The organism is Maridesulfovibrio salexigens DSM 2638, assembly GCF_000023445.1.
Classification (GTDB): Bacteria; Desulfobacterota; Desulfovibrionia; order Desulfovibrionales; family Desulfovibrionaceae; genus Maridesulfovibrio; species Maridesulfovibrio salexigens.
On record NC_012881.1, the window covers coordinates 2,565,033 to 2,579,839 of the forward strand.

At 48.7% G+C, this 14,807-nt stretch carries 13 protein-coding genes; 10 read left to right on the plus strand and 3 right to left on the minus strand.

Going from position 1 to position 14,807, the window contains the following annotated elements; translation table 11 throughout:
- Window positions 1-130: 130 nt before the first annotated feature.
- From DESAL_RS11750 to thiL, 3 genes are all read left to right on the plus strand, one after another.
- Window positions 131-1,426 (plus strand): alkaline phosphatase family protein, encoded by a 1,296-nt coding sequence (locus tag DESAL_RS11750; protein WP_015852206.1) that lies wholly within the window; start codon window positions 131-133, stop codon window positions 1,424-1,426.
- A gap of 125 nt (window positions 1,427-1,551) precedes the next feature.
- The gene (locus DESAL_RS11755; protein WP_015852207.1) at window positions 1,552-3,675 is read left to right on the plus strand and encodes an ATP-dependent helicase; all 2,124 of its coding nucleotides are present in this window, start codon (window positions 1,552-1,554) and stop codon (window positions 3,673-3,675) included.
- Window positions 3,676-3,678: 3 nt separating this feature from the next.
- A complete protein-coding gene (gene thiL, locus DESAL_RS11760; protein ID WP_015852208.1) occupies window positions 3,679-4,650 on the plus strand; it encodes a thiamine-phosphate kinase in 972 nt (323 codons plus the stop codon).
- Here thiL and trhA read toward each other — a convergent pair whose 3' ends face one another.
- Both trhA and thiC read right to left on the minus strand, forming a co-directional pair.
- On the minus strand, window positions 4,651-5,307 hold the full coding sequence (gene trhA, locus DESAL_RS11765; RefSeq protein WP_015852209.1) for a PAQR family membrane homeostasis protein TrhA: 657 nt from the start codon (window positions 5,305-5,307) through the stop codon (window positions 4,651-4,653).
- A 228-nt stretch (window positions 5,308-5,535) separates the two neighbouring features.
- Window positions 5,536-6,804: a phosphomethylpyrimidine synthase ThiC gene (gene thiC / locus DESAL_RS11770; RefSeq protein WP_015852210.1), complete on the minus strand. Its 1,269-nt coding sequence runs from the start codon at window positions 6,802-6,804 to the stop codon at window positions 5,536-5,538.
- 326 nt (window positions 6,805-7,130) lie between these two features.
- Here thiC and DESAL_RS11775 point away from each other — a divergent pair, with 326 nt between their 5' ends.
- The 7 genes from DESAL_RS11775 (at window position 7,131) to DESAL_RS11805 (ending at window position 14,104) form a co-directional block, all read left to right on the plus strand.
- The gene (locus tag DESAL_RS11775) at window positions 7,131-8,837 is read left to right on the plus strand and encodes a Na+/H+ antiporter NhaC family protein (protein ID WP_015852211.1); all 1,707 of its coding nucleotides are present in this window, start codon (window positions 7,131-7,133) and stop codon (window positions 8,835-8,837) included.
- 141 nt (window positions 8,838-8,978) lie between these two features.
- The gene (locus DESAL_RS11780; RefSeq protein WP_015852212.1) at window positions 8,979-9,581 is read left to right on the plus strand and encodes a TetR/AcrR family transcriptional regulator; all 603 of its coding nucleotides are present in this window, start codon (window positions 8,979-8,981) and stop codon (window positions 9,579-9,581) included.
- A 2-nt stretch (window positions 9,582-9,583) separates the two neighbouring features.
- Complete coding sequence (locus DESAL_RS11785; RefSeq protein WP_015852213.1) at window positions 9,584-10,618, plus strand: HlyD family secretion protein; 1,035 nt, start codon at window positions 9,584-9,586, stop codon at window positions 10,616-10,618.
- Window positions 10,611-11,525, plus strand: coding sequence for an ABC transporter ATP-binding protein (locus DESAL_RS11790; protein WP_015852214.1), 915 nt, complete (start codon window positions 10,611-10,613; stop codon window positions 11,523-11,525). The genes DESAL_RS11785 and DESAL_RS11790 overlap by 8 nt, the downstream gene beginning before the upstream one ends.
- Window positions 11,522-12,661: an ABC transporter permease gene (locus DESAL_RS11795; RefSeq protein WP_015852215.1), complete on the plus strand. Its 1,140-nt coding sequence runs from the start codon at window positions 11,522-11,524 to the stop codon at window positions 12,659-12,661. The genes DESAL_RS11790 and DESAL_RS11795 overlap by 4 nt, the downstream gene beginning before the upstream one ends.
- 168 nt (window positions 12,662-12,829) lie before the next feature.
- The gene (locus tag DESAL_RS11800; protein WP_015852216.1) at window positions 12,830-13,609 is read left to right on the plus strand and encodes a DUF4198 domain-containing protein; all 780 of its coding nucleotides are present in this window, start codon (window positions 12,830-12,832) and stop codon (window positions 13,607-13,609) included.
- Window positions 13,610-14,104 (plus strand): hypothetical protein, encoded by a 495-nt coding sequence (locus DESAL_RS11805; protein ID WP_015852217.1) that lies wholly within the window; start codon window positions 13,610-13,612, stop codon window positions 14,102-14,104. It begins immediately after the preceding gene.
- Here DESAL_RS11805 and DESAL_RS11810 read toward each other — a convergent pair.
- The gene (locus tag DESAL_RS11810) at window positions 14,101-14,787 is read right to left on the minus strand and encodes a hypothetical protein (RefSeq protein ID WP_015852218.1); all 687 of its coding nucleotides are present in this window, start codon (window positions 14,785-14,787) and stop codon (window positions 14,101-14,103) included. The two genes, DESAL_RS11805 and DESAL_RS11810, sit on opposite strands and share 4 nt — an antisense overlap.
- Window positions 14,788-14,807: the final 20 nt, after the last annotated feature.

Below are 14,807 nucleotides of genomic sequence, written 5' to 3' on the forward strand. Positions count from 1 at the left end.
TTTGATGCGCTTTTTTATGAAAAGACTTTTGCCTCCGGCGACTTACCCCCTTTAAAAAGGGTTTAAGAATCCCAAACTTTTTTAGTATGGCTTCGCCGCTTCGTTATATTCTATTGTAACTTGATTTAATATGCTTTTTAATCAAACTGAACGAAAAAGATTCGTAGTATTGGGGCTGGATGGACTTCCGGCCTCTCTTGCTTTGAAATGGGCAAAAAGATTGCCCAATCTCGCCCGCATTGCCGGAAAGTGCGATTCCATTTCTGCCGAACTGCCGGAACTTTCCCCGGTAAACTGGACATCATTCTTTACTGCCCAAAAACCGGAAAGACATGGACTTTACGGCTTCACATCCATTGATCCGCAAAGCTACACCCTTTCCATTAACAACTTCGAGCAGGTACTCTGCCCGACAATTTTTGATGCTCTGGGCAAAAACGGATTGATCAGCAAGGTCATTAACCTACCTAATACTTACCCCGCCAAGCCGCTGCGAGGCATGCTGATTTCCGGCTTTGTTGCTGATTCATTTGAGAAAGCTGTTCACCCACCCTTCCTGCTCGGCCCACTTCGCGATGCAAGCTATCAGCTCGAAGCAGACACCAGCCGGGGAATAATGGACCCGGATTATCTTTTCGATCAAGTCGCGCGCACTCTTGAGGGACGGTTAAAGGTACTTGAATTACTTTGGAATGATCTTGCATGGGATTTATTCACCATTGTCTTTACGGAAACAGACCGCCTGTTCCATTTTTTCTATCCCGCTTTCGAAGACGACAACCATCCCCTCGCTTCCAAGGCAACAGAATTTATGCATAAATGGGATCATGCAATAGGTGTGGTGCTGGATAAATTCAAAACTCTGCCGGGAGATAAAAAGCTTATCAGTTTTGCGGATCATGGCTTCGCTGCCCTTGAAACAGAAGTGGACCTGAACACCTTTCTCGTACAACAGGGCTGTCTGGAATACACCCAGCCCGCAAAGGACCAGTGGGATTCCTCAATAATTGCCCCGAGCAGCAAAGCATTTGCCCTTGATCCCGGAAGGATATATATCCATACCTCTGATTTTGCACGTGGACAGATTGATCCAGCACACACAGATAAAATTACTGCTGAAATAGCGGACAAACTCATGAAGCTTGAGTTCAACGGACAAAAGGTGATGAGGCAGGTTCTGACCAAACGTGAAGCCTATGGAGACAGCCCTATAGGCAACCCTCCGGACCTGATCTGCACCGCAAAACCCGGATTCGATCTTAAGGCTAAATTTGACCGCGCTGAAATCTTCGGTTTCCATGGCAGAACCGGAACTCATACAGTGCAAGACGCATTTTTCTACAGCTCCGATGGACAGCAGATTAACACCATGCACCAAACCGGACAAATCATACTTGACTGGTTCAATATTACTCTGCCAGATTAACAAATTCACAACTAATTCTATATACGAAACGGCAAAGCCCTATTAAAAGTTTTTGGGATTCTTAAACCCTCTTTACAAAAAGGGTTTAAGGCCCCCGGCAGGGCCGCCGGAGGCATACATACATCATGATCGATTTTAAAAATGAATTGAACCCGGCACAGTACGAAGCAGCTACACATCCACAGGGTCCCGTGCTGGTAATTGCGGGTGCTGGCAGCGGCAAAACCCGTACAATTGTATACCGTCTGGCATGGTTGGTAGAACAGGGCATCCCGCCGGAATCCATTCTGCTGATGACCTTCACCCGTAAGGCTGCGCAGGAAATGCTTCAGCGTACCGAGCTGATTCTGGGCAGAAATCTGCACGGCACTCAAGGCGGAACATTCCACGCTTTCGCTTATTCCGTACTGCGTCAAAACGCGGCTGAAATCGGCTTTCCGAATGGCATAACCCTCATGGACCGCAGTGACTCTGAAGCCGCAGTCAAAGAAGTAAAAGATCAGCTTAAATTCGGTAAGGGAGACCGCTCATACCCCAAAAAATCCACCCTGCTGGATATGATCAGCAAGTCTCGTAACAAAGAACTTTCCATTGATACGCTGGTCAATTCCGAAGCTTTCCATCTGGCAACCTACGCTTCCGAAATGGAACAAATAGCTAAGGGCTACGCTGTTTATAAAAAACAGCACGGTTTGATGGATTATGACGACCTGCTCTTCTACCTTGAAGAACTGCTGACAAAAGACAAATTCCTGCGTAATTCCCTGCGTTCACGCTACCAGTACATCATGGTCGATGAATATCAGGATACCAACCTTGTGCAGGCTCGCATTGTCGGTTTGCTGGCCGGAAAAAACGGAAACGTCATGGCTGTAGGTGATGATGCTCAGTCCATCTATTCTTTCCGTGGCGCGGATGTAACCAACATCCTTAAATTTCCTGACATTTTTGAAGACGTAAAAATTGTACGTCTGGAACAGAACTATCGTTCCACACAGCCCATCCTTGATCTGACCAACGCTATTCTGGACGGGGCTGAAACAAAATTCGATAAGAAACTTTTCACCGAACAGACATGGGGCGATAAGCCGCAACTCATGGTTCCGCTCAGCGATTTCAGCCAGTCCAACCGCGTGCTGGACCGGATCATTGAATTGCAGAAAAAACATGGTCCCGAAGAGGTCGCAGTACTTTTCCGCGCCGGATACCAGAGTTACGGTCTGGAAGTTGCCCTGAAACGATTGGGTGTAGGATTCAAAAAATACGGCGGCCTGAAATTCAACGAAGCCGCACACATCAAAGATGTTCTGGCTTTCATGCGTCTGGTCAGCAATCCAGCGGACATTATCGCATGGCAACGCACCCTTGGACATATCAAGGGAGTCGGACCCAAAACCGCCACTAAAATCGCACAGGCTGTAATTTCTGCTGACCAGAAGGCACTTGGGAAATTCACCAAGAAATATCAGTTGCTGCAGGACATCCTGCGTGACCTTGATGGACTAAGGAAGAAAAACTCTTCTCCGGCAACCTGTCTTGAGATCATAGTTCCGCTCTACAGGCCGTTACTGGTTGCCCAGTACCCGGACGATTACCCGCGCCGCGAAGCCGGAATCGAACAGCTCAGCCAGATTGCATCCAACTACGATGATCTGGAATTTTTCCTGACCGACCTCTGCCTTGATCCTGATCAGCACAGCGAGGAAGAAAAAAAAGAAGATGTGGTCACTCTCTCCACCATTCATTCCGCCAAAGGACTGGAGTGGAATGCGGTCATCATCATTGACCTTGTGGAAGACCGTTTTCCTTCCCGCAAATCCATGCAAAAGCCTCAGGAATACGAGGAAGAACGCCGTCTGCTTTACGTGGCCTGTACCCGCGCACGCAAGGAGCTGATCATGTGCGCCCCGGCATCCATCAACCGCAAAAACACCGACTTCTCCGAACCTGCGGTGCCCAGTCCATTTCTGCGTGAGCTTGATAACGCACTCTTTGATGAATTGCAGGAATCCTATTCCGGCGGCATGGCGAAGAAAAAGAATGCTCCGGTAAATCCTGCTGCCTATACCGATACAGCTCCTTCAATCTCAGCTTCCAAGAAGCCCTCGCCCATGAAGCTGGGGCATTGCAAGCACAAGATTTTCGGACGTGGCAAAATCATCGAACGCATCGAGCCCAACAAGCTGCGCATCAATTTCCCCGGCTTTGGACCAAAGGTCATTGTCGAAGATTTTGTGGAGATGCTGTAAACAATGACAAAATTAAATTCAGAACAGGATTTCCTGACCCTGATCGACAAATATTTTCCATCCGAAAACGGCCATGTCACGCTTGGACGCGGAGATGACTGCTCTATCCTTCGTTCCGGCACAGACCTGTGCATCAGTAAAGATCTGTTTCTGGAAGATGTGCATTTCAGACGCTCGTACTTCTCTCCGGCAGACATCGGCTACAAAGCCCTTGCAGTTAATATCAGTGATATTGCGGCGATGGGCGGACAGCCCTGCGGATTTGCACTGGGTTTAATTATCCCGCCCAGTCTGGAAAGTGAATTCTGGGAACCATTCTTTCAATCAATGTCTGCCCTTGCGAAACAGCACGGGTTGATTCTGGCAGGAGGAGACCTGTCCGGCGGTCAGTATCTGGGAATTTCAGTTACAGTCTGGGGCGAAGCTGCGGGAGGCCGTTTTCTTTCTCGGGGCAATGCTGTACCGGGAGATATTTTATTCCTGCATGGTCCGGCAGGTATGGCCCGCACCGGACTGCTGGCACTTGAAGAATCAGGCACAAAAGCTACCGATTTTTACCCGGAATGTGTGCAAGCGCATCTGCGCCCGCCCATGCGCGTTGCAGCCGGCATCAAACTGGCTGAGTCGGAACACGTAAAAGGACTGATGGACCTCTCGGATGGTCTGGCCCGTGACCTGCCCCGTTTTCTGGGCTGCTGTGAAGGTAGTTTAGGTGCTAGGATTTCACTTGATGAATCGCAATTGCACGAAGAAATCATTCACTATGCTGAATCAAAATCAATTTCCGCTGCCGAACACGCTTTCCTCGGCGGAGAGGACTATGCCCTGTTCGGAGCTGCTTCAGCTGATGGCTTTGCAGAACTGAAGGCAAAAATCCCCGGCCTGCACCAGATAGGCACAATCACCGGGGACAACAAAATTTTACTTAACGGCAAAGAATACACTGCCGGTGGATTTGATCACTTTTCCAAATAATTACCACCCCAGCGCGGTAATATATTCGTACATTACCCAAAAATGGCAGAAACTTCCGGCCATGACAAATACATGGAAAATTTCATGGAAGCCAAAGAATTCCGGCCACGGATCAGGCCGTTTCATTGCATAAATAACCGCGCCGATTGAATACATGATTCCGCCGGCAAGCAGCCAGAGCAATGCTCCGACCTGCAAAGCCTGAATCAAGGGATAAGCCCCGACAATTACCAGCCAACCCATGGCTAGATAAAATCCGGTGGACAACCATCGCGGCGCATTCAACCAGACCATTTTGGTAATAATCCCAGCCAATGCCATGCTCCATATTGCAGCGAACAAAGACCATCCCCACGCTCCTTTAAGCCCCACAAGGCATATAGGCGTGTAGGTTGCGGCAATATAAATATAGATCATGGAATGGTCGAGCTTACGCAGCCACATGATCCCCCGCTTGGAAAGGGGCAACCAATGGTACAAAGTGCTCGCAAGGTAAAGCAAAACCATACCGCCGCCAAAAACCGAAAAAGTAACCACATGCATTACGCTGGTCGGATTTACAGATGAAACCAACAGCATAACCAGCCCGGCAATAGCGAGGCAAAAGCCTATAAAATGAGTTAACCCGCTCATGGGTTCGCGTACGTATTGCAGCATAATATCCCGTCCTTGAATAGCGAGTTGGATAACAAAATTTGGCCCTGACTTTTTTTCCGGAAAACCAACTTGCAGAACATTCTGCAAAAAGCGGGCAAAAGCTCACATTCAAACGATCGTTTAAATTCAATACGTAACAGTACACAAAAAAAGCCCGTAACACCAGCAGTGTTACGGGCCATTATCATCTATAGAACGTACAGAGCGGCTCTTATGATATGATCAGGACTATTCGGAAAGCATGCGTACTGCGCAGAATTTTCCGCACATAGCGCATTCTTTTTCATCTTTATGGTCTTTTCTACGAGCACAAGCCAGAGCGGGGTCAATTGCCAGTTCAGCAATACGGTCCCAATCAAGTTCCTTACGTGCGATAGAAATCTCTTTATCACGCTGAACAGCATCCTTACGGCCAAGTCCTACTTCACCGCACTGGGCAGCAACGAGAGAAGCTTTAACACCGTTCCAGACGTCATCAATCTCAGGCAGGGTCAGGTGTTCTGCGGGAGTAAGGTAACAGAGGAAGTCCACGCCGTTCATAACAGCAATGGCACCGCCGATTGCGCCGGCAATATGGTCATAACCGGGAGCGGAGTCAGTTACCAGAGGTCCGAGAACGTAGAGAGGTGCATTGTAGGTAGCAGCCTTGATTCCACGAATCTGGGATTCAACAAGGTGCATGGGCACGTGGCCGGGACCTTCAATCATAGCCTGAACGCCGTATTCGTGAGCACGCTTGGCAAGCTTACCGAGCATGAGAACTTCTTCCCACTGAGCAGCATCACCGGCATCTTCACCTGCACCGGGACGGAGGCCGTCACCGAGGCTCAGGGTAACGTTGTGCTTGAGGCAGATTTCGAGAAGACGATCATAGTTGGTGAGCAGAGGGTTCTCCGCATCATGATCACGCATCCAACGAGCAAGGATAGAGCCACCGCGAGAAACGATTCCCAGCAGACGCTCACCTTCTTCAGTTGCCCACTCTGCGCCACGGCGGGTAAGGCCGCAATGCAGGGTCATGAAATCTACACCCTGTTCGGCTTCTTTTTCCACTTCTGCAAAAAGTTCATCAATGGAGAAACCTGCGGGATCTTCATCACGTGCAACATACTGCTGCGCCATAGCATAAATGGGTACAGTACCCAGCGGCAGGGGGCAGCTATTGAGCATATCGGTCCTGATTCCGTCAAGATCACCGGCGGTGGAAAGGTCCATAACGGCGTGTGCGCCAGCCTTCCATGCGGTATCAAGCTTCTTCATTTCCTTTTCACGGTCATTCTTAAAAGGAGAAGTACCGATGTTAGCGTTAATTTTAACCTTCGCGGGCTGCCCGATAAGGGTGGGAGTTACATTCTTGTGGTTGGGGTTCCCGAGCAGAACCATAGTCCCATCTTCAATGCCCTGAATAATGGTCTCTTTGGAGAGCCCTTCGCTCTTGCAAAGTTCATCAATGCTGGAATCAAATATGCTTTTGAGAGCTTTATTTTTTGAAAACATCTGATTTCCTTATAACGTTATTAGGATTGTGCATTTTTCGTATTCTCAATGGTGTCTGTACAGGCAAGTCCATACCCCAATTTACCAGCGGGTACAATGGAACTTTTTACCCCGAAATCAAATAAGGGTACAACTTCCATCTAAATTCACAGTTCCGCCAATATTACTCTTTCATTAATTCTCTACGGTTAAAGTCTGTCATTTCGGAATTTTATCATGGAAAATTAAACAGATACAAAATCAAATTTGCATTTATGTCTAATTTCTAGTAGATCAGCAGATCATATTTTTTTGCGACACATAATATTTCAAGGGGGAAATTTAATATGCGCAATTGGAGAGGACTGTTATTACTGACAGTTTTATTTACACTGCTCTGCCAGCCCGCATTTGCGGCTGACTCCAGCCTCGGCCCGGCTAACGCCAAAGTGTTCGGTATGTTTACACTCATTCCGCCGCTTGTTGCCATTGTTTTGGCCTTCATTACCAAAAACGTTGTTCTGTCACTTTTCATCGGTGTATTTTCCGGTGCTTTCATGCTCGAAGCGAAAGGCTTTGACATCTACAACGGTTTTGTTGGCGGATTCCTGCGTCTGTCCAACGAAATTCTCGGCTCTCTTGCCGACTCATGGAACGCAGGTATCGTACTCCAGTGTCTCGCCATCGGCGGTCTCATTGCACTGGTATCCAAAATGGGCGGTGCGAAAGCAATTGCTGATGCTCTGGCTAAAAAGGCAAAAAGCCCGCGCAGTTCCCAGTTTGTTACTTGGGTGCTCGGCCTTTTCATCTTTTTCGACGATTATGCAAACTCCCTCACCGTCGGCCCTATCATGCGCCCGGTTACTGATAAAATGAAAGTTTCCCGCGAGAAACTGGCTTTCGTCATCGATGCCACCGCAGCACCCATCGCCGGTATCGCACTGATCTCCACATGGGTTGCTTACGAAGTCGGCCTGATCCGCGACGGTCTTCAGGGAATCGGATACACCATGAACGCTTACGGCGTTTTCGTAGAAACCATTCCTTACCGTTTTTACAATATCCTCATTCTGGTTTTCATCCTCGCTACCATCTGGTTCATGCGTGAATTCGGACCCATGTACAAAGCTGAACAGCGTGCCCGTACTACCGGTAAAGTCCTTGATGACAATGCTAAACCCATGGTTGCAGATGAGGCTACCGAACTGCAGCCCGCAGAAGATGTTGATCCTAGCATCTGGTACGCAATTATCCCCATCGGAACCCTGATCGTTGCAGCCTTCCTCGGCTTCTACTTCAACGGTTACAATGGAATCATGGGCGGTGATGACGCTGCACTGAAACAGATTTTCGAAGATGCTCCCATGAGTTTCTTAGCAATCCGTGAAGCTTTCGGTGCTTCCGATGCTTCTGTTGTTCTTTTCCAGGCTGCTCTTATCGCAGGTATTGTGGCTCTGGCCATTGCCATCGGCAAGCGCATCCTGTCTGTGGACGAAGCACTCTCCACTTGGGTACAGGGTGTTAAATCCCTGAACATCACCGCAGTTATCCTGCTGCTGGCATGGTCCCTTTCCGGTATCATCAAGGAACTCGGAACCGCGGCTTACCTCGTAAACGTGCTCTCCGATACCATTCCGACCTTCCTGTTGCCCTCCATCATCTTTGTGATGGGCTCCATTATCTCCTTTGCAACAGGTACTTCTTACGGAACAATGGGTATCCTCATGCCGCTCTGTATTCCGCTTGCTTTCGCGCTGGTACCCGAGCAGGGCTACGTAATCCTGAACATCGGTGCGGTTCTTACCGGAGCTATCTTCGGCGACCACTGCTCTCCCATCTCGGACACAACAATCCTGTCCTCTATGGGTTCCGCATGTGACCACATCGACCACACCAGAACTCAGCTGTTCTACGCCGTCCCCGTAGCGATCATCTCCATCCTGTTCGGTTACATCCCCGCAGGACTCGGAATGCCCGTACTGATGGTACTGCCTGCCGGAATCATTGCCATCCTCGCGTTGGTTAGATTCCTCGGTAAGCCTGTTTCGAACTAATCGATTCAGCTCAGCATATAAGCAATCAAAAATCCCTCCCTCCGATTTAGTTCGGAGGGAGGGATTTTATTTTGCCCTATTGACACAATAATTATTTCAAAGTTAAAGTGAATTCACATTCACATATTTGGAGAGTAATTAATGAGTAAAAGAATGGACCGCCTTTCAAGGCGCGAACAGATTGCAGAAGAAGCCCTGAAACTCGCTGCCAAAGGGGTCTCCGCCATTACGGTGAGTAACGTTGCCAAGGCTTGTGGAATCGTACCTGCTGCCCTGTACCGCCATTACAAAAACAAAGATGCAATATTCGATGGAGTGCGAGAACTTATCCGTAAAAAACTCATCGACAACGCCAAAACAGCTATGGATGAAGGAGATACTCCCTTGGATGTGCTGAAACAACTGGCTCTGCGCCATGCAGACCTACTGTATAAGCATCCTGGCATTCCTCGCCTGCTCTTCTCTGAAGCTGCTTTGGATCAGAAATCTATTCGCCGCAGGGCAATATATTCTTTGATGACTGAATACCGTGCTGCTGCCGGGGAAATAGCCGCCAAAGGACAGGAACTAGGGCAAATCCGCAAAGACGTAGATCCTGCGGATATTGTCTTCATGCTGCTGGGCACTGTAGTGCCGCCTTCATTCCTCTTTCATATTTCCAACGGAGAATTTGATCCCCGCGAACAGGTCAAACGTAACCTTCAGTTATTTGAAGAAACAGTTGCAGTGAAAAAGGAGAACTAATCATGAAATCCGGCCTGAAATTTACTCATATAATCGTAGCGATCCTGCTCTCCACCCTGCTTTGCGGCTGCAATGAAACAGAATCAAAGCTCTGGCAAGGCTATGTTGAAGGAGAGTTCGTTTACGTATCCTCCCCCTTGGGAGGACAACTGGACGAAATCAGCGTGCGTAAAGGGCAGACCGTTGTAACCGGACAACCGCTTTTCACCCTTGAACGGGAATTTGAGAAGTCCGGGGTAGATGAAGCAGAAGGTAATTTAGATAGAACGATCAGTGATCTTGCCGACAAACGCAAAGGACGCCGACCTTCCGAAATCGCCTCCATCAAAGCACGACTGAGAAAAGCTGTTGCAGCCGAAAGGCTTGCCGCGACAGAGTATAAACGACGTGCAGATTTATACAGCACCAGAACCATTTCAGAAGAAGAACGAGACCAGGCGCGCACTGATTATGAACAGGCCACTCAACTGGTAAAAGAAATCAAATCCGAACTTAAAACAGCAACCCTCGGCTCTCGAACTGATGAAATCAATGCTGCTGAATCTTCGGTAAGAGCAGCGCAAGCCAAGCTTGAACAGGCCCGCTGGAACTATGATCAAAAAGCACAATCCGCGCCTCGATCCGGATTAGTATTTGATACCATCCGCTATGAAGGAGAGTGGGTTGCAGCCGGAAAACCGATCATTTCCATCCTGCCGCCGGAAAACCGCAAAGTCCGATTTTATGTGCCGGAACAAATTGTAGGCAGCTTCAAGATCGGTGAAAAACTGCTGGTTAATTTCGATGGGCTGGCAAAACCGATCCCAGTAACTCTGAGTTACATTTCAGCGCAGGCCGAATATACCCCCCCGGTCATATATTCCAGCCAAAGCAGAGCCAAACTGGTCTTCATGCTCGAAGCTGTTCCGGCGGAGGACAAAGCCGTTCTATTCAAGCCCGGACAGCCTGTGGATGTAAGCAGAACAGCGGGCGGATTTAAAATTGACAACGGGTTCTTTGCCCGTATTAAAAATTACTTCCGGAGCAGCGATGACTGAGCAGACTGTCATAGACGTATCCGGTGTGACCAAGTCATTCGGTCCAAAGACGGTGGTTAAGGGGCTGGATATGCAGGTCCGCAAGGGTGAAATATTCGGATTCCTCGGTCCCAACGGTTCCGGCAAGACGACCTTCATCCGCATGCTCTGCGGCTTGCTGCGACCGGATTCAGGTTCCGGCACCTGCCTTGGTTATGACATCATAGAAGAAGCTGAATTCATCAAGCCCAAGGTTGGCTACATGGCCCAAAAATTCAGCCTCTACGGAGATCTGACCGTAAAAGAGAATCTAGATTTCCTTGCCCGAGCCTACCAGTTGCCCAACCGCCGCAAGCTTGTTGATGAAGCAATTGAACGCATGAATATGGGCAGATTTACCAACCAACTCGCCGGATCACTTTCCGGGGGCTGGAAACAACGTCTGGCCCTGACCGGATGTACCCTTCACAACCCCCAACTGCTGCTCCTTGATGAACCAACCGCCGGGGTTGATCCTTCCGCACGCCGCGATTTCTGGGATGAAGTTCATAACCTTGCTGCACAAGGCATTACCGCGCTTATCTCCACCCATTACATGGATGAGGCTGAGCGTTGCCATCGTCTGGCCTACATCGCTTACGGTGACCTGCTGGCAAAAGGGACTCTGGATGAGCTGGTCAGCAATTCCGGCCTGCACACATGGACGCTCAACGGTCCTAACCTGAACGAACTAACCACGAAATTACGCGCCAGTGAAGGCATTGATCAGGTGGTTGCTTTCGGTAACACCCTGCACATCAGCGGACGCGACAACAATTTAATTGAAAAGGGAATCCGCACCCATGCCGGAGCGGAGAATAGATTTGAACCTTGCGAAACAAGCCTTGAGGAAGTTTTCATCGACCTCATGCGGGGGATGAATCCATGAGTTTACGTTTATTCTCATTCAAAAGGTTCATGGCTATGGCTGGAAAAGAATTCATCCAGATGCGCCGGGATCGCCTGACTTTTGCCATGCTGATCGGCATCCCGCTGATTCAGATCATCCTTTTCGGATTCGCCATCAACTCCGACCCGCGGCACCTGCCCCTTGCCGTGCTTTCCGGCGACAATTCGCGCTACTCAAGATCAATATTAGCCGGAATGCAGGCCAGTACCTACTTCGATGTGGACCGCTTCATAAATTCACGGGCCGAAGCCAAACGTTTACTGGAACTAGGCGAAGTGCAATTCGTGCTGACCATCCCCGAACAGTTCGGACTGGATATTGAACGCGGAGAACGCCCCGTACTGCTTCTGGAAGCTGATGCTACCGACCCGATGGCTACGGGCAATGCAGTTAATTCCATGCGAGAAATCATAAACCGGGCTTTGGCGCGGGACCTCAAAGGATCGCTAAGTTACCTGCTGCCCGAAAACAGCGCTGTAGACCTTCGCATCCACGCAGATTACAACCCTGAAGCAATCAGCCAGTACAACATCGTTCCCGGCCTGATGGGGGTTATCCTGACCCTGACACTGGTCATGATTACCTCGCTCGCAATTACCCGCGAGACCGAACGCGGAACCATGGAAAACCTGCTGACCACTCCGGTCCGCCCGCTGGAAGTAATGATGGGCAAGATCATTCCTTATGTCATGGTCGGCTACATCCAGATGATGCTGATCATGGCAGCATCCATCTTCCTTTTTCATGTACCCATCAACGGCAACCCGCTGATCGTGTTCACATACTCAGCCATTTTCATCGCCGCGAACCTGACCGTAGGAGTGACCATATCCACCGTGGCCCGCAACCAGTTGCAAGCCGTGCAGATGTCCATATTCTTCTTCCTGCCCTCGCTACTGCTCTCCGGCTTCATGTTCCCCTTCCGAGGCATGCCGGACTGGGCACAAAACTTAGGCTCCATCCTCCCGTTGACCCACTACCTACGCTTAGTGCGCGGAGTACTGCTCAAAGGAACAGGCTGGGAAGAATCCCTGTATCACCTCTGGCCTATCGTGGTTTTCTGGATAATTGTGATTATTGTCGGATTGAAGAGGTATCGGCAGACTTTGGATTAATTTAGCCCACTTCAAAAATATATTCTATGTAATCAGCCCTCACCCATGAGGGCTTTTTTACGCCCCGCAACAAACACCAACTTAAATTAAATTTTAAGATTGACACCTATTTTTAAAATTCGTAGCACATAAACACAATCAATCTATAATTTTTAACTGGAGTTTGTAATGAAATTCATAAAACCAACCACTCTCGTATTGTCCTGTCTGCTCGCGGTTCTGTGCTGCTCAACCGCATTCGCCCATGAATTCATCATTAAACCTGTACAGTTTACAGCTGAAAAGGATCATGTTGTGCCCTTCAGCGTTGTATCTGCACATGTATTCATGATCAGCGAAGAGATGGAACCTATCAACGAAGTTAAAGCCGATCTCATTCTGGGCGGCAAGACCACTCCTCTGAAACTTGCTGAAAATGAAATGCTCATGACTTTGGACGGTCAGCTTACCCCTAAGGCTGAAGGAACCGCCATTATCGCAGGACATCGTAACGGTATGATCTGGACTCAGACCACTCAGGGTTGGAAACAGCAGTCCAAGAAAGGTTTGAAAGGTGTTATCGGAAGCGGAAAATATGAAAAATTCTGTAAGACCCTGATCACTGTAGGCAAAGCTGACGGCAGCTACAATAAAGTTGTAGGCCACAAACTGGAAATCGTTCCTATGAGCGACCCCACTCAGGCTAAAGTCGGCGATGAAATCGAATTCCAGACTCTGCTGGACGGTAAACCTGTTTCTATCGAAAGCATGACCGCTACTTATGACGGATTCAGCATGACCCCCAACACCTACGCCTACTTTACCGAGCCATACGGAAACGGACTTGCAAAAGTAAAAATTTCCGCTCCCGGAACATGGATGGTCCGTGCACAGTATAAAAATGCTAACCCCACTGCTGACTACGACAGCCATGTAATGCGTGCAGTGCTGGTTTTTGAAGTGAAATAAATGAAATTATCAAAGATTCTCCCGGTCGTAACGCTTGTTGCGGCCGGGATTCTATACCTAAGCAATATCGCGTGGGCCCATGGCGTAGCTTATGAGATGATTGAAACCTCACCGGCGGTGACATTTAAATCCGGATTCTCATCCGGAGACCCAATAGCCTACGGCCAAGTGCTCATCTATGCACCTGATAATGCTGAAGTGGAATTCCAAAACGGACGGACCGACAGAAACGGCGTATTTTCCTTCCTGCCTGACCGTCCCGGAATATGGAAAGTGGAAGTAGACGGCGGACTTGGCCATAAACTTATTTTTGATGTGGAAGTCGCCGGATCGGAGAAAAACGAACTTGCAGCCCATAAAAAAGAAACCCCATTGCAGGGTTCCATTGAAATCAGGGCGTTGCTGGGAATCAGCTTGATTTTCAACCTTTGTCTTATTGCTTCATACCTCCGCGCAAGACGAAAGGCCACGGCGATGAAAAATGCTGACAGCTAGCTCTGATAATAACCGGGGAAAATATACACCCCATTAGCCTGCATCCAGAAGCCCTGTTTGCCATTCTTGCTTTTGTACAACCTGCTGAGTCCCGCACGGATGTACACTTCTTCCCCTCCGGCGAGCAGGGCTTCCAACTCATCCATTCTACCCTGTTGAACATATTCCATCGCCATGCGGTGAAAGCACAAATCCGAAATTGGTGTAAGGCGAAAAGTTTCGCCGGCTTTATCAGTAAAAGCGAGACGCAATTTTACATCTTCACCTGAATTCACCACTGAAACGCTTACAGATTTAGGATTAATTCTAATAGTCCTGATTGAACGGGAACAAGGCGACTCAACGGGAACACACCTGTTCTTAGGTGTAACAATACCTTCAAAAGCTTCTTCTATTGAATCAACAGCGCTGCGCTCCAGCAAATCTTTAAATGTCTGCTCGTCAACACAATCAAGCCAGACGTCATTTTCAAACGCACAATCTTCAACATGAGGAGAATCTGGATTCTCATGGGGGATGACATCAGCAGAAACTATTATTCCCGGCCGGATATTCCTGAACTCGACAAAATCCAAGTTCTCATACGGCAAAGGGCGGTAACAAGTGCAATCATCCTCATCCAACAAAGCCATACAAACTTTATCACTATCATTAAAGCGTGTTAAATCAGTCAAAACCAGCATGTAAAAAATCCTTTATCTCA